We start from the raw sequence: 14,434 nt of genomic DNA on the forward strand, positions 1-14,434 counted from the left end.
GAGCCCACCCCCTACGCCGCGCCAGCGGACGAAGCCCTTTTTCCCCCTGCGCCTACCCCCAAACCCCCGGCCAGAAGGTTACCAAATTCGTGCGGAAGCACTGGATTCTGTGCCTGGTGGGGCTGGCCGTGCTGGGCGTAGGGGCCCTAGTGGCTTACGTAGCCGTGCTGCAAGGGCAGCTCTCGGCTAGCCAGGACCCTACGGCGGCCGCTACCGAGAATATTAGCCGCCATTTGCCCAAGGCTAATACGACCGATGCCGTCGCCCCGTCCGCGACGGAGAGCATGGACCAGAAAGCGCGCGCCGAGAAAGACCTGGCCCCCACGCGCGCCGGCCTCTCGGCCGATAGCCTGAATGCGCTGAATGCCACGGCCGCGGCTACCCAGGCGCCCCCGGCACCGGCAATGCCCATTGATACGGCCGGCCGCGTCCAGGCGCTGCGGCAAAAAGAGCGGAAGCGGAAGCAGCGCATTAACCGCCAGTCGCTGGCCCGCGAGGCGCACCGGCGCAACGTGGACACGGTCACCGTTACGGAGCGCAATCCCAGCACGGGTGCCTATGAGTCGCGCACGAAGACCGTGCAGCGGCAAGCCACTTCCGCCGGCCGGCCCCCGCGCGATGCCAAGCTGCCGCTCTACGCCCCGGACGGGGTACCCTACGAGGATAACGAGGAAGTCAACCGCATGCTGGCCGCCGCCCCGCCCCAGGCCCGGGAAGTGTACGAGCAGATGACGGGGCACCGCTACCGGCCGGTACCGCAAAAGCCCAGCGTGGACCAGCTCAAAGGCGTCCTGGCCGCCACCCCCGGCCTGGACGGCTTCTTTACGGTCAAGCTGCGCAAGGCCGATGGCACGGCGGCCGAGGAGAAGCCCGTTGACGTGTTTTTCAAGTGCCAGATTAACGGGGCCCAGCGCGTCGTATCGGGGTCGGTCGTGATGCTGCGCTTAACCGAAGATGCGGTGCTCGATGGCCGCACGTTCCCGAAAAATCTGCTTTTCGCCGGCGTCGCGCAGGTCGGGAGCAACAACGTGAACATTACCATTGACCGCCTGGGCCCGGCCCGGGTCGCCTGCCAGCTCTACGATTATAATTACATGCCCGGCATCATGATTGACCCCGGCAAGCGGGCCCCGCTGGACCCCGGCGCGGCGCAGTTTCAGAACAGCATGCGCACCTCGGCCACGTCGGAGCTGACCTCGGCCATCGACCGCTCCGCCAGCGCGGCCAACTCACTGCCCGGCATCAGCGCGCGCGTGGGCTCCAGCCTCCTGACCCGTATCCCGCGCAAAACGCCCAAGCTGCGGGAAATTCTGCTGCCGGACGGCTACCCGGTGCTGCTCACCAGCGGCAGCCGGGCCGCCGGCGCTACGGCGGCCGAAACTTCTTCCTCGACGACCAACGGCGCGCCGTTGCCCATTCTGCTGAACCGGTAGTTGCCCCATTTTTCCCTTCCCTAACCCCCTTTCAACCCGTATGAACCTGTACGTCCGAAAGCATGCCCGGCGCCTCACGGCCCTGGGCCTGACCGCCGCCCTACTGTGCGGCGCGCCGCCCCAAAGCGCGCAAGCGCAATTCATTGTGAACGACCCGCTGCACATGGGCGTCCACATTAGCAATTTCGCCACCCAGCTCAAGGAATGGTACGACACGGTGCAGAATTTCGGCGTCATTCAGGATGCGCGCAATATCGCCGGGGTCGCCAACACCATTCACACCCAGGTCAAAGACCTGACCGGGAATATTAAGGACCTGACCTCGGCGGGCCTGGATTTGCAAAAGCAGATTCAGAGTGATTTGAAAAAAGTGCAGGGCCTGGCCAACCTCAAGTTGAGCAACCCCGTCGAGCTGTACGCCCAGGTGGCGGGCCTGCTTCAGGGGGCAGCGTGAGCTTCGGCTCGTTCGCCGCCCTTAACGCCCTTAATACCTACGCGGGCAATTTGCAGACATCGCTGAAAAACGGCAAGTCTACGGATATCAACCTGGTGTACAAGGTATTCAGCAACGGACAGGATTCGCAATCCGCGCAGCCTACCGACTACAATCAGTATGAGGCGGAGAAGGCCAGCAACTTCGTGGCCCAGTACGCCTACGAGGAAGTAGCGGATAAGAAGAAAATCGAAACCGCTTTTAATTACCAGAAGCTGGCCAATGAGATGACCCAGCAGAGCACGGAGGCCCTGGCGGCGCTCAACAACGACAACCGGTTTTCCATGACCGAAGGCGAGCGCATGGCCAATATTTCGGCGCAAAATGCCAACCTGATGACCGCGATTAAGCTACGCTCGGAAGCCGACCGGCTGCTGGCGGAAGTGGCCGAAGGCTCGCCGCACAAAAAAGTGGTCGCCTCGGCCTACCAGGAAGATTTGCAAACGCAGGCGATGATTCGCCTGGAAAAAAATTTCTTCCAGCAATAATGGTCCGCTCTGCATTGCGGCGGCCGTCGAGCAGCTCGACGGCCGCCTGGGGCTCCGGCCTGCTGCGGCTCAGTTTCCTGCTCGCCCTGCTCGGGCTGCTCGGGCTGCCGCGCGGGTGCTGGGCGCAGCGCCACGATAAGCGCATAACCGGCCTGGGACTCGTGTACGGCAAGACCGATACCGGCCTCTTCGGGGAAGGCAGCTGGACCCGCTACGTGTCCGATAAGACCTACCTGCGGCTGGGGGCTAGCCTGGCGCGGCCGGACCACCTCGTGCGCGGCGGCGCGGCCAGCTCGGCCTACGGCCTTAGCCTGGCCGTGGCCCCGCTGCTGTTTCACTTGCGCGAGATTGCCTACGTGCATTTGCTCGCCGGCGGGCTGGTCCGCTACGAGCGAACGAATGAGGATGCGGCGGTGGCGGAAGCGGGGGTGCAGCAGCGCTTTTACGGCGGGCCGCTGCTGGGCGTGGAAACTGATATTTTCCTGGGTAACCGCCTCTCCGTGGTCGGCACCCTGCAAAAGGCTTTGGTTTTTCCCGAAGACGGAATTACCCGCTGGCCTGGCTTCTACGGCGCCGGCCTGCGCTACCACCTGCGCTAGTTTTTTTTGGCCGCACTGGACGAACTATTTTGAAATTCATTTGAAATCTTGTTCGCTTCAGCGCCGGCAGTAAGCTGCTCCTTCCGCGCTCGCCCGCGCCGCCTTTTACTGAACATTAAGTAGTTAGCTATTCAAAATTTTGTCATGCAACGGATTTACAATTTACTGGGCGCGTTTGGCGCCCTGCTGGGCGGCGGGAAGCGGGGACTGCCCCGGCCCTGGCCCCAGCGCCTGCCCCTGAATCCCGGGGTGGTGATGCTGCCCAATCCCTGTCAGTCAACCGAGGAGCTTACCCTGCACCTGCATGGGCTGCGCAGCTGCCCGGTGCAGGTTGAAGTGCGCACGCGCACGGGGGAACTCGTTTTTGCGCGCCGGGTGCTGCCGCTCACTAACCACCATCGCCAGCCGCTTCCCCTGCCGCGCGATACGCCGGCCGGCATGTATCGCTGCGTGGCGCTTCAGCCGGGCGGCGTGAAGCACCACGCGTGGCTGGCCCTGATGGACTAATCTTTTTACCGCTTAGCTAGCTTAGTAACATGAGTACCCTGGTTGAACTAACGCGGTGGTACGGCCCTAATTGGCGGGGCTACGCGCCGCAGGCCGTGCCGGCGGCCTCGGAATTAACGCAGGCCGGGGCAGTCGCTACCGGCGAGTGCCTGCCTGATTACGGGGATGAGGTGGAGGCGCTGCCCCCGGAGCGCGACAACCGCACCTGGTACGTGGAATCGCCCCGGGGCACCATCATTCTGTTGCTGGTGCCCGACCGCCGGGGCTTTTACCTGGAAGATGAGTACGGGGACCGCTGGCGGCCGGCAAATTTGGCGGAGCTGCTGGCTTTGCTGCGCGAAATGGAGGCTGCCCCCGCTTGGCCTGTTCTCCAACCAGCTGACTTACAGCCCACTTCCTAAATATGTGGCAAAAGTTCTTAAATAGTTTGTTCATATGAACAAACTTTAGGTAGCTTTGACGTGGAAAAGGACTGTTGGCCCAGCCATCGTCTTGCAAGGGTTGGCGCTGGCATCGTACCCGGCTGTGCCCTTGGCGGAAAAAGCTCCAGCGGCATCCGCTGGAGCTTTTTACCCGGCTGCTCCCGAATTGTCACTCGTTGATTTTACCCCTGGTAGTCTGGCCAGATGCCGGGAAATGCGGTCGCCGAAAAGCATACAGAGTAGGCATTTCTTTATTCCCCCCCTTTTTTCGTATGAAGCGCAAGTTCACCAAGCTAACCCTGGCCGTCGCGTTGACCGCTGGTGCCGTACTGGCCTCGGGCACCACGAACCCGGCGTCGGCCACCACGGCCACGAAGCACACGAAGCACGCCAAGCACGGCAAAAACTTCCTGTTTTTCTCCGCCAATGTGGAGTGCAATCCCGATGGCAGCGCCGGCGTAGTGTACCGCTTCTGCGGCATCCGCCTGGGCGGCGGCGACTCGGTACCGAACTCGGCCCTTTGCCAATAAGCGGTTCAGCTGCGGGAAACAATACCGGGTCATCAGCCCGGTATTGTTTATTTGTAGCATAACGGTCTATCTCCTTTCTGCATCATGTCCTTGATTTCTATTCTCGTTGCTTTTCTGGGCTTGCTGGCCAGCCCCCCCGCGCCGCCCACTTACCGCGCCGTCGTCATCGACGCCGTAACGCGAAACCCGCTGGCCAGTGTCACGGTGCAGGAGGTGACGGGGGGCAGCACCTGCGTCACCAATCAGGCCGGTCTGTTCAATTTCCCGCTCACGGCCTCGGGAACCCTAAAGCTGCACCTATCCTCGCTGGGCTACGCCCCGGCCGACTTCGCCCGCACGGCGACCGACGTGCTGGATACGCTGCGCCTCGAACCAGCGTCGGCAGCCCTGCCCGGTGTGGTCGTGCGTCCCGGCCGCCAGGTGCTGCTCACGCCCTTCACCCGGCAACCCCACCTGGGCTCCAGCTACTACCTGATACCCTCGGTGCAGGTGGCCGTCCACCTGGCCGGCTTACCCGAAGGGCAAACCGGCCGCATTAATCAGCTTCAGCTCCAGCTCAAGCCGACGGCCATCCGGGCGGGCGCCCTGCGCATTTCGCTCCGCGCGCTCGGACCCGAGGGCGCAGCCGCCGGTCCGGTTGGGTCGGACCTGCTGCCAACGCCACTGGAAATCTCGACCGCTCAACTCGCGACCGCGCCGAAGGGATTGCTTACGCTGGACTTGAGCAGCTACAACTTAGACTTACCGGCCGCCGGGGTATTCGTGCTGGTCGAGGGCCTGGGCTCGGAAGCTAACCAGCACTACGTCTCGCTGTCCAACCCCGGCAACGGGCACTCCCCGCTGCTGGTGACCGGGGCCGACCCCAAAGACCCCAAGACTTACCAGGTTACGCGCCTCAACGATTACCCCGTGCTCGGGGCCGCCGAAACCGATGACCCCGCCCGCACCTGGCTGCTGGGGTCGAACGGCCGGGGCTGGCGCCTCTACCAACCCAAGGACGGCAAGACCCGCACGAAGAACTCCTTGGTTTCCCTCCTTGTGCAGGCCAATTAAGCCTGGCCGCACGCCCGCAGCGTTGTCTCCGCTTCGCTTTTATCCACTCTTTCTATTTTTATCGCAACGGCCAGCTCGGAAATTCCGGCTGGCCGTTGTCAGTAGGAGCGCATCATAAAGTGTGGAGTAATAGAGGTTAACCACATTGCAACTTGACTTATAAAGCCCAATTACTCCACACTTTATAATGCTCTTCTTCTTCATCCAGCTACCTAGGCAATCGTTCTACTAAAAAAAACCGGGACCGTTGACCGGCCCCGGCTTGCAGACGTAGTACGCTCCTAATGCTTAATCTGAATGTGCTGCGAGTACGCGCCCTTTCCCTGCCCCACGCGTAGGTTATAAAGCCCGTCGGGTAGCTCGGCTACCTCAAGCACCGCCTTGCCGTGGGCGCCATGCTTGGTTTTGAGCTTCCGGCCGTAGGTGTCATAGAGGTCGGCGTCAAACTCGGCGGCCGGGTCGGTCGCCGTCACGGTCAGTTGGGAGCTGGATGGATTGGGGGTAGCGGCAAAAGTAGCGCAGGGGTCCACGGTGAGCGACAGGGTATTAGTCACGGAGCCGCAGCTATTGGTGGCCGTCACATTGACGTAGCCCGAGCCGGTTCCGCTGAACAATACCTGGAAGGTGCCGACGCGGGCCAGTACCGGCTTGCTGCGGGCTACCCCGCCCGAGCGCACGGTATAGGTCAGGGCAGGGCTGTAGTTGGTAATGGTATACGTCTCGCTATAGTCAGTACAAGCAACTTCTGTCGGCCCGTCGAAGAGTGGAGTTTCGGGCACCCCAGCATATACATTCAGAGTGCGTGTCAAGGTGCCGCAGTCGTTGACGAGGGTGGCCGTCAACACCCCGCCTCCGCTTCCTCCGCCGGTAGAGCTGACGGTGAAGGTAGGGCCGGTGCCGCTGGTAGTCGAAACGGCCCCAGTAGTTTTCAATTGCCAATTGACGGTAGTACCGGGTGGTAGGTTAGGAATGCTATAGGTGGCCCCGGTACTGCAAATCGCAGTGGGGCCGCTGATTGCTGGCTCCGCTTGGCAAAAAGCGGAGCAGCTTAGGACCTGCGGCGTCTGACGCAACTCCTTTAGCATCCAACTGCTATTCAAGGCCGTGTATTGAAGGTGTAGTTCATTCTCGCGGCCAGCGGTGCGGAAATTGGCGAAAGGAGTCCCGACGTTCGTACCCGGCGAGTACTGTGCCGTGAGCGCTGCTGAGCTGCTCGGGGTGATGTTGAGAGTGCTGAAGGTGGGGGTGAAGCAAAACTGCTGCTGCTGAAGCAAGCCCGCTGGCAGGGAAGTGGTGGCTCCGCCTATTTGCTGGGCATAAGCGGCCAGGCTGATAACCCCGCCCGAGCCGCTATCGAGCGGCAGTTGCGAAGCCAGCGAAGTGCCATGATATTCCAGAAAAGTAATCTGAACCCGGAAAAGGCCTAACAGGCGCGTATGCTTGTTAGCTTGAAGGAAGATATCGCATACCGATAGTGCCTGCTGGTCGGGCAGGGCGCGCAGGTTGAGCGCGGCGGTCAGGTCGTAAGACCCGGTGAGTCCCAGCGCAAACAAGCTGATGATGCCTACGCCCACGATACCTGCCGGACCAGAAATGACGCCTAGGGTAGCCAAAGAGCCTAATGCAGCTCCCGATAAAATAGGTACGTTTAGCACATCAAGCAGGCCAAAATTGGTGGCGTTACCATCATAAGTGAGGCTGGCCAGCATAGCGTAGGGTCCAAAAGGCTGGGGTCGCCCGCATTCCGAGCCGTTGGCGCAGGCTACTACCCGGCAAGGCTGGCCGGGCGTGCCCTGTGGCACTCCAGTCGGCCCTAGCAGGGCCTGGTACTCTTGTTGGAAGCTGTCGTAAAGCGAAGTGGGGGCCGCTACGACGAAGTTCGCAAAGCCACCCGACCCACCCAAATGCGTAGTCTGGTAACGCAGGAGCTGCTGGGCAGCCGGCGAGAGCAGCGCATCCCGGGCCTGGCCCAGCACCGGATAGCGGTCAACTAGCCGGATGGTACTCCCCAAGGGCAGGCTAAAGCTAGTGCCGGCCAACTGCCGTATGAGCATCTGCACGCTCAGCGGCACGTTGCCGCCCTGGTGGGGGGCGTCGTGGGTGATGAGTAGGCGTACCTGATGCGGAGTTGCCCCAGCGACAGCATTAGCCAAATCTTTTTCCATATCGCGGAGTGCATACTGAGCCACTAGCCCGCCCATGCTCATGGCTAACATGGTGTTGGGCTGGGTGCCGGTTTTATGTTGATTTACCCAGTTGATGACGGTTTCCAGTAGGTAGGCATTGCGCTGGATATAGTCGGTGCCATTGTCGAAATCAACGTATACAATGTCGTAACCGTCCGCGTTGGCTCCGTTACTGAGTATTACTCCATCTGTGTTGAACTGCTTAGATATAAATTCACTGTATGTAGTGTGTGTTATTGGCAGAAACCCCGACAAATCAAAGCCTTTCACTACGATAAGTGGTTTATCCAGTACGCCGGAGCTACCGCTGTACTCAATTGAAATCTGCGCCGAAGCACGCTGCCCCTGGTAGGATTTGTCGGCAGTAAGGTTGAAGCTCACGTTGGCAATGCCCGTGTAAGCGGTGGCGAGCGTGCCGGCAGTGGCATTTGCTACCGGACTGACAACGGGCGCAGGCGAGCGCACCAATAGATGGCTTTCGTAGGTGCTGCCGTTGGTATAATGCACCCGCACCCGCACGTCTTTGTCGCCGGCGCTGCCGTAGCTTATGGTGCGGGGCGCGTTCCAACTCAGGGTCACGAAGCCGTTGCCATCGGCAAAGTCGGCTTCTAGGCCCGCCACGGTACGGCCGCTGTTGGTCCAGAACAAGTCGGGGCGGAACACAAACGAGGCGGTCGCGCTCGGCAGGCTGGCAGCGCTGGCCGCCACGGCAAAGGCGGTGTTGATTTGGTAAGGATTCTGGCCCGCCACGTCATAGAGGCGGTTATTGACTGACTGGATAGCCCCGCTGCTGAGCGCGTCGGTGCGGATGCTATTATAGTCGAAGTGCAGGATGGGCAGCTCCACGTAGGCATCGCGGGCGTAGAGGGCTAGCTGCTGGTTGACAGTGGCCAGGCTGGGCATGTTCTGGGCGTTGGCGTTGATGCGGGCCCCATAGAGGTCCCCGTAAATGGCGCGCCAGCGATTGATATCGAGTTGGTTAGCGGCCGAGAAGCCGTTGGAGCCGGTGAAGGGCACGTGGTCGATGAGCTGCAAGCCGTACTCTTCGAGGATGCCGGAGGGTATGCGGCTCTTGTCCACGGCCTGGAATACGGCGTTGATAGAGTCGGCAAAAGCCGTGAGCGGGGCCTGGTCTTCGGGCCCAGTCTGCGCGTGGCTAGCCGAGAGGCTGGCTAGCAGCACCAATAAACCAAGTACAAGTTTTTTCATGGGAGGAAAAGGAAAGAGGGGAAGAAGAATTAAAACCGGGAGTCAAACCGGCCATCGGTAACGACGACCTTGCCGCAAGCGGGTGTTTCCAAAGTGAAGGCGAACGTACCCGAGACGATGCGATTGACTAAGTCTAGCTTTGTAATGACGACCGTTGCCGGGTGTGTCGCATCGGTGTAATAAGTGCAGTTAGCAACTAGATTATGGTAGTTAACGAAACTGGTATCTGGTCTGCTCAGAATGTATTGACCTGGAGAATCAATTCGATTTATATTAAGTTGAATCAAATCCGAGATGGTTTGTCCATTTTTAACAATCCCACGAGTTGCTACTAGGGTCAGTTGATTATTATAATATTGAGCCGTAAACAACGGCCCAGCAAAAGGGCTGCCGGCTGGGGTCCAGGCCTGGCCATTAACGAGACAGCCAAAAGTGCGCTGACCGGTCTGGGTAGCCAGTGGTAGCAGGTCAAGCTGGCTGACAGTAGGCGGCGGGGTGGGGTCAATCTTTTTGCACTGGCTCAGGCCCAGCAAGGCGGCTAGCAGGAGAGGAATGGCGTTAGGGTGCATGGGAAAAGGAGAGATTATAGGTACTCAGCAACCGGGAGGCTATATGGTGCGACGAAGGTATTCCGCCGCTTTGGGGGCTTCAAAAATTAATTCTTGTCCATCAGACTTTTAGATTTAGTTAGCCGGGTACTTGGCTAGGTATAATAAGGCTCCCACGCTAGTACCAAGCGAGTAATAGGGTCGCTTGTAAAGGACTTTACAGGCTTAGTCGTAAGTAATTTGCTAACCCGGTGGTCTTGTTACAATGGGGCAAGCAAGCCGGCGTGACCGACTTGCAGCTCCTGGCAGCTACCGTCAAGTCCAAGAGCCGCCTTACCCTGACGTTCCCGACTTGACACCCGTCGCCAGGTTTTTGACGCGCAGAGTACCGGTAAACGCGGCGAAGAAATCCAAGGGATTAGCTGCATCCTTCGCAGGATTCTCCTTTTCCTCCTGCTTGATGAATAAGCAGGTACTTCTTAACCCCTACCCACGCCAGGGCGGGCTGTCTCAGCAGTAGAAGTAGCCCGTTGCAGCAGCTGTTCCCAGCGGGGCTCCAGCAAAAGTGACGTATGATTCCGGAGCTGAAAAACGAGTTGAGGAGCGTAGTTCTTCGCCAGGAATTCCTGCTTCAACACGCGCACATCCGTCTGCCCGGTAGCCGCTGAGGAAGGAGCAGGCGCAAGTTGCTCGTTGTTTTTGGCGTAACTCGCAAGTATGAGCAGTCCACTTGTTAAGCCACGGACTAACAGTAGGTAAGGGATTTTCATACGTGGAAAAGGAAGAAAGAGCTAAGTACTTGCAAGTAAGCAAACTTATGGTTGAAAGGCAAGTATCGTAACTTAAAAATAATTCTTCTTTTCAAAATGGCTTCCCCACACTTTTTGATGCTCCCCCATTACTACCGGGTAGGGTGCCGGGCAGCTCCGGCGCCGGGCCCCGGGTAGCTACTGGTTGAACAGCGGGTTGGCTGGCAGGCTGGCCACCCCGTAGCTGCGCAACAGCTTCCCCCACCAGTGGCCGAGCCTGCTGCCCTCGCTCACCACTTCGTCAATGTCGTGGAGTACGTCGCCTTTCGGGCGGGTCGGGGCGGGCACCCAGGGAACTTTGCCCTCGCGAATAGCTTCGAGCTGGCTTACTACCTGCTCGTTGGATTTAGTATTTATTCTCCTGGTAAACGCTTGCTTAATGGCCGCCCGCTTGGCCGAATCATTCGCAATTAAGGCCTGCTGCTGCTCCATCTGAAGCAGCAAGCGCAGCATTCGGAGGTCGGACGTTAGCTGAGAGACTTTAGCGAGTAGTTGAGGTTCATTGAGTTGGTAGCTGGTAATCGGGTCCGGCATGTGGAAAAGGAGAAGAGTGCCGCCAAAAATAAGCCTGCTTCTCTCCAAAGTACTATTTTTCTGCCCCGCCGCAGGCCCCTGTGCGCCACTCCGGCGAAAGCGTCCCGCCCGGTTCCCCCGGGCCCCAGGCTTCAGCACGCCCCCCGGGCAGCCCGTAATAGTACTCCCGGACCAGCTTTTTTAAGGTAGTCTGGCACGGCGATTGCAAAGTTCTAAAAAGATTTGTTCACTTGGACAAACTTTTACTTATCTTTGGCTACCGAAGCTCCTCAGCCGCCAGCTGGTGCAATTCCGCTTCGGCTTAGTCCATGCACGTCGCCCTTCGTTCCTGGTTGCTGACTGGCCCCGCCCCTGCCCGTTGCGTTTTCACATTATCTCCGATAATGTTTACTTATCGGAGATAATAGTTGCCCAGTATTCTCTTCCTTTTTTTCACCTTTTTTCCTTTTTTTTATGGTGCAGCAATTCGCACTTCGTCTCACGCTTCTGGTTACGCTCGCCCTGCTGACGCTTGGCGCCGGCGCGCAGACTTCCCCCGCGTCGCCCGCGCGGGTGGTCGCCAAGCCGTCGCCCTCGACCACGTTCGACCAGAACGTGGCCAACATTCACTGGAAACGAGGCACCGGCACGAACTACGTCGTGCTCATCCGCCTCAATGACGTGTACGGCATCTACGGCAGCCCCGGCCTCATTGAGCCCGATGACCGCCCCTACAAAACGAACGGCAACGGCCTGATGGACGCTACCTCCTTCGTGCCGCAGAATCCCAATCTGCCCATTTTATGCGCCGGCGGCGTGTGCAGCACGACGTACCTGCTCAAGACCGGGACGTACAGCAGCGCGGCCGACACCACGGCCCAGGTGCTCAACACCACGATTGGCGCTTACTACGAGGTGGGCGTGTACGAGTACTTCGTGGATAGCAACGGCAACAAGAATTACACGCGCGGGGCCAAAACCACGTTTGCGCAGCCCCGCATAGCCCCGCAGATTACCAACATCACGGTGGATGCGAATTCGCGGCCGATTATAACCTTTAAAACCGCTGCGGAAAACGCCACTAGCTTTTTGAAGGTGCAGTGGGCTTCCGACTCCGCGCAACTGTCCTCATCGCTGAGTTCCTCGTTTCAGCTGGCGCCCACCAACTACGCCGGGGCCTCGACCTATACGAGCGCCCTACCGCTCACTGCCAGCGGCCCGCTCTATTACCGGGTGCTGCTGCGCGCCGAGACCCGCCCGCTGCTGGCCGAGGAGAAGTACTCGAAAATCGTGCGCTACTCGCCCACGGGCCGCTACGGGTCCGTTATCACCAATTTAAAGGCTGGCGCCAGCGCCAGCGCCGCGGCTATCGACTTGAAATGGACTACTACGAACGAAATTTATAACGGTGGCTTCCAGCTTCAGTACGCGGCCGATTCGCTGTCCTGGCAAAACCTGGGGTTCGTTAACAGCCAGGTAGCGACCATTTCTACCACGCCGGGAGACTACAAGTATTCTACCCCTTTCACCGGGGCCATGTACTACCGGATCCAGCAGGTTGACCGGGCCAGCTTTATCACGGCTACCACGAAGAGCTTGTTGGTGCAGGCCGTCCCCCTGGCGACGCAGAGTGCTAGCAGCTACCCAAAAGGGGTAGCTGCCTATCCGAACCCGGCGCATGACGTGGTGGAAGTATTCAGCACTAGCGCCGGCTCGCCAGTCCAACTGCTCAATACCCTGGGGCAGGTGGTGCAACAGACCACCCTGGCGCCGGGCACGGCCAAGCTGGCGGTGCAGGACCTGCCCCGGGGCGTCTACGTTGTGCGGCAAGGGGCGGTCAGCAGCCGCCTCGTTCTAGAATAGTTTCCGACTACTACGATGAAACTATTCCCTATTATCCGCACCCTGGCCCTGCTCTGGCTCGGGCTAGCCCTGCATCCGGCCCGGGCGCAAGTATACCCCAGCATTGCCCCTTCCCGCATACTTGTCACCGCGAAGCCGGGCACCACCGCCGACCAGAACGTAGCGAAAATCAGCTGGAAACCCGGCGATGGCACGTACTACATTGTTCTTATTCGCGTGGTAGACTACAATTCGCCCTACGGCGGTGCCGTCGATATGGTACTGCCCGATGACCGCCCCTACAAAACGAACGGCAACGGCATAATGGACGCGAATTCCTACGTGCCGAAAAACCCGAATTTCGGCTCTACCTACCCGCCGAGCACGACCTACCTGCTGAAAACGGCGGCCTACACCAGCCCGGCCGATACGGCCACGGCGGTGCTCAATGCCACCGGCGGCGTACTCTACGAGGTCAACGTTTTTGAGTATAATACCGATGCCAGCGGCACCCGCTACTACACGGCCTCCTCCTGTACGTCCTGCCGCAAGGGCCCGCAGTTTCTCCAACCCCGCTCGTTGCCCGTCGTAACCAAGCTGGTTCGCAACGGCCAGTTTACCGACCTCGAGTTCGTCAACAACGGCGAATCCGCGGCCAGTAACTATACCATCCTCTGGAATGCCGACTCGACGGCCATGAACGCCAGCTACGGGTTGGGGAATACGTACCAGGTAGCGCCCAAAGGCTACGCGCCGGCCAGCTACTCGGTATCGCTGCTGAGTCCGCAGCCCGCGAATAAGGTCTATTACTACTGGATAGTGCTGCACAGTGGCAACGCGTCCTACAATTACGAAACGACGACGACCAAAGCGAACGCGCTCGCGCCCAACGGGCCGTTACCGGTCAGTCTAAGCTCGTTCGAGGTGGCGCGGTCGGGCGCCAGCGTGTTGCTGCGCTGGAACACGGCCTCCGAGCTGAATAGCGCGGGCTTCGGTATCGAGCGCTCCCCCGATGGCAGCTCCTGGAGCCAGGTGGACTACGTGCCGGGCAGCGGTACTACCCAGCAGGCCCATAGCTACGCTCGCTCCAGCGCCTACGTGGGCGCCGCTTACTACCGGCTGCGCCAGGAGGACTTATCGGGGGCTAAAAACTATTCCCCCGTCCGCTACCTGGCCGCCGACGGCGCCAGTGCCCTGGCAGTTTATCCGAACCCGGGTAGTGGGCTGCTCTCCCTCGTCGGGGGCGACGCCACGCTGCCCGTGGTCATTTACAACGCCATCGGCCAAGCCACCAGGCAGCTGCCGGCGGGGAGTACCCAGCTCAATATGAGCGGGCAGCCCCCCGGGATTTACCTGGTGCGCCAAGGGACCAGCAGTGTACGCGTGGTAGTCAAGTAGGCCCCCGCCGCTGTGTTACCCCTCTCGCCGGAAGCCCGTGGGTAAGTCTATCCACGGGTTTAGTAATAAAAATTTTTAGTCTTTAAAGATAAATTTCCTTATCGTTCTGGGTTCTTTGCTTCCTCGCGTTTCCTTCCTAATAATGACGCTCCCCATGGGCCCTTAGTGGATGCTTTTGCCGATGCTCTTTCAAGCGCGTAGGGGCCCTTTTTTAAGCCCTATTTTACTGACCTTTATTGGAGTAGTATCAGGTAGTGAAAATATGCGTTTCTCTACTCACAAATTGCTCTCTATCTAGAAAAGCATACAGGAGGAGGTCACTTAATAACGTGGTGGCTTACAAGGCTGCACAAAATCTGGGCCTATAAACAAACCGAACCAGTGCTCACGCCTAGACACTTTTA

13 protein-coding genes are annotated in these 14,434 nt (G+C 59.5%); 10 read left to right on the plus strand and 3 right to left on the minus strand.

Annotated elements, in window-relative coordinates:
• Positions 1-89 precede the first annotated feature (89 nt).
• The 8 genes from traM (at position 90) to GKZ68_RS20515 (ending at position 5,525) form a co-directional block, all read left to right on the plus strand.
• Positions 90-1,433 carry a conjugative transposon protein TraM gene (gene traM, locus GKZ68_RS20480; protein WP_173118630.1) on the plus strand — a complete coding sequence of 448 codons (1,344 nt, stop codon included), beginning with the start codon at positions 90-92 and terminating at the stop codon, positions 1,431-1,433.
• Positions 1,434-1,473: 40 nt separating this feature from the next.
• The gene (locus tag GKZ68_RS20485) at positions 1,474-1,887 is read left to right on the plus strand and encodes a hypothetical protein (protein WP_173118632.1); all 414 of its coding nucleotides are present in this window, start codon (positions 1,474-1,476) and stop codon (positions 1,885-1,887) included.
• On the plus strand, positions 1,884-2,414 hold the full coding sequence (locus tag GKZ68_RS20490; protein WP_173118634.1) for a hypothetical protein: 531 nt from the start codon (positions 1,884-1,886) through the stop codon (positions 2,412-2,414). Before GKZ68_RS20485 ends, GKZ68_RS20490 begins: the two co-directional genes overlap by 4 nt.
• Positions 2,414-3,013 (plus strand): hypothetical protein, encoded by a 600-nt coding sequence (locus GKZ68_RS20495; RefSeq protein ID WP_173118636.1) that lies wholly within the window; start codon positions 2,414-2,416, stop codon positions 3,011-3,013. Before GKZ68_RS20490 ends, GKZ68_RS20495 begins: the two co-directional genes overlap by 1 nt.
• A gap of 144 nt (positions 3,014-3,157) precedes the next feature.
• The gene (locus GKZ68_RS20500; protein WP_173118638.1) at positions 3,158-3,520 is read left to right on the plus strand and encodes a hypothetical protein; all 363 of its coding nucleotides are present in this window, start codon (positions 3,158-3,160) and stop codon (positions 3,518-3,520) included.
• A gap of 29 nt (positions 3,521-3,549) precedes the next feature.
• Positions 3,550-3,921, plus strand: a complete 372-nt coding sequence (locus tag GKZ68_RS20505; RefSeq protein WP_173118640.1) for a hypothetical protein — start codon at positions 3,550-3,552, stop codon at positions 3,919-3,921.
• 293 nt (positions 3,922-4,214) lie between these two features.
• Positions 4,215-4,472, plus strand: coding sequence for a hypothetical protein (locus GKZ68_RS20510; protein WP_173118642.1), 258 nt, complete (start codon positions 4,215-4,217; stop codon positions 4,470-4,472).
• A gap of 84 nt (positions 4,473-4,556) precedes the next feature.
• Entirely contained in the window at positions 4,557-5,525 is a 969-nt protein-coding gene (locus GKZ68_RS20515) for a hypothetical protein (protein ID WP_173118643.1), read from the plus strand.
• A gap of 281 nt (positions 5,526-5,806) precedes the next feature.
• Here the strand turns inward: GKZ68_RS20515 and GKZ68_RS20520 are convergent, their stop codons facing one another.
• The 3 genes from GKZ68_RS20520 to GKZ68_RS20530 all read right to left on the minus strand — a co-directional run bounded on the left by GKZ68_RS20520 (position 5,807) and on the right by GKZ68_RS20530 (position 10,811).
• Positions 5,807-8,920 carry a T9SS type A sorting domain-containing protein gene (locus GKZ68_RS20520; RefSeq protein WP_173118645.1) on the minus strand — a complete coding sequence of 1,038 codons (3,114 nt, stop codon included), beginning with the start codon at positions 8,918-8,920 and terminating at the stop codon, positions 5,807-5,809.
• A gap of 29 nt (positions 8,921-8,949) precedes the next feature.
• A complete protein-coding gene (locus GKZ68_RS20525) occupies positions 8,950-9,489 on the minus strand; it encodes a DUF6252 family protein (RefSeq protein WP_173118647.1) in 540 nt (179 codons plus the stop codon).
• A gap of 926 nt (positions 9,490-10,415) precedes the next feature.
• Positions 10,416-10,811: a hypothetical protein gene (locus GKZ68_RS20530; protein ID WP_173118649.1), complete on the minus strand. Its 396-nt coding sequence runs from the start codon at positions 10,809-10,811 to the stop codon at positions 10,416-10,418.
• 453 nt (positions 10,812-11,264) lie between these two features.
• Between GKZ68_RS20530 and GKZ68_RS20535 the strand changes: the two genes are divergently transcribed.
• Both GKZ68_RS20535 and GKZ68_RS20540 read left to right on the plus strand, forming a co-directional pair.
• Positions 11,265-12,653, plus strand: coding sequence for a T9SS type A sorting domain-containing protein (locus tag GKZ68_RS20535; RefSeq protein ID WP_173118651.1), 1,389 nt, complete (start codon positions 11,265-11,267; stop codon positions 12,651-12,653).
• Between the two features lie 15 nt (positions 12,654-12,668).
• Positions 12,669-14,030 carry a T9SS type A sorting domain-containing protein gene (locus tag GKZ68_RS20540; protein ID WP_173118653.1) on the plus strand — a complete coding sequence of 454 codons (1,362 nt, stop codon included), beginning with the start codon at positions 12,669-12,671 and terminating at the stop codon, positions 14,028-14,030.
• The last annotated feature ends 404 nt before the right edge of the window (positions 14,031-14,434 follow it).

This window comes from Hymenobacter sp. BRD128 (assembly GCF_013256625.1).
GTDB lineage: Bacteria > Bacteroidota > Bacteroidia > Cytophagales > Hymenobacteraceae > Hymenobacter.

Bases quoted from the DNA above. Each gene is read 5' to 3' on its own strand.
- GKZ68_RS20485 (WP_173118632.1), top strand. From the start codon at position 1,474: ATGAACCTGTACGTCCGAAAGCATGCCCGGCGCCTCACGGCCCTGGGC.
- GKZ68_RS20495 (WP_173118636.1), top strand. From the start codon at position 2,414: ATGGTCCGCTCTGCATTGCGGCGGCCGTCGAGCAGCTCGACGGCCGCC.
- GKZ68_RS20500 (WP_173118638.1), top strand. From the start codon at position 3,158: ATGCAACGGATTTACAATTTACTGGGCGCGTTTGGCGCCCTGCTGGGC.
- GKZ68_RS20505 (WP_173118640.1), top strand. From the start codon at position 3,550: ATGAGTACCCTGGTTGAACTAACGCGGTGGTACGGCCCTAATTGGCGG.
- GKZ68_RS20510 (WP_173118642.1), top strand. From the start codon at position 4,215: ATGAAGCGCAAGTTCACCAAGCTAACCCTGGCCGTCGCGTTGACCGCT.
- GKZ68_RS20515 (WP_173118643.1), top strand. From the start codon at position 4,557: ATGTCCTTGATTTCTATTCTCGTTGCTTTTCTGGGCTTGCTGGCCAGC.
- GKZ68_RS20520 (WP_173118645.1), bottom strand. From the start codon at position 8,920: ATGAAAAAACTTGTACTTGGTTTATTGGTGCTGCTAGCCAGCCTCTCG.
- GKZ68_RS20525 (WP_173118647.1), bottom strand. From the start codon at position 9,489: ATGCACCCTAACGCCATTCCTCTCCTGCTAGCCGCCTTGCTGGGCCTG.
- GKZ68_RS20530 (WP_173118649.1), bottom strand. From the start codon at position 10,811: ATGCCGGACCCGATTACCAGCTACCAACTCAATGAACCTCAACTACTC.
- GKZ68_RS20535 (WP_173118651.1), top strand. From the start codon at position 11,265: ATGGTGCAGCAATTCGCACTTCGTCTCACGCTTCTGGTTACGCTCGCC.
- GKZ68_RS20540 (WP_173118653.1), top strand. From the start codon at position 12,669: ATGAAACTATTCCCTATTATCCGCACCCTGGCCCTGCTCTGGCTCGGG.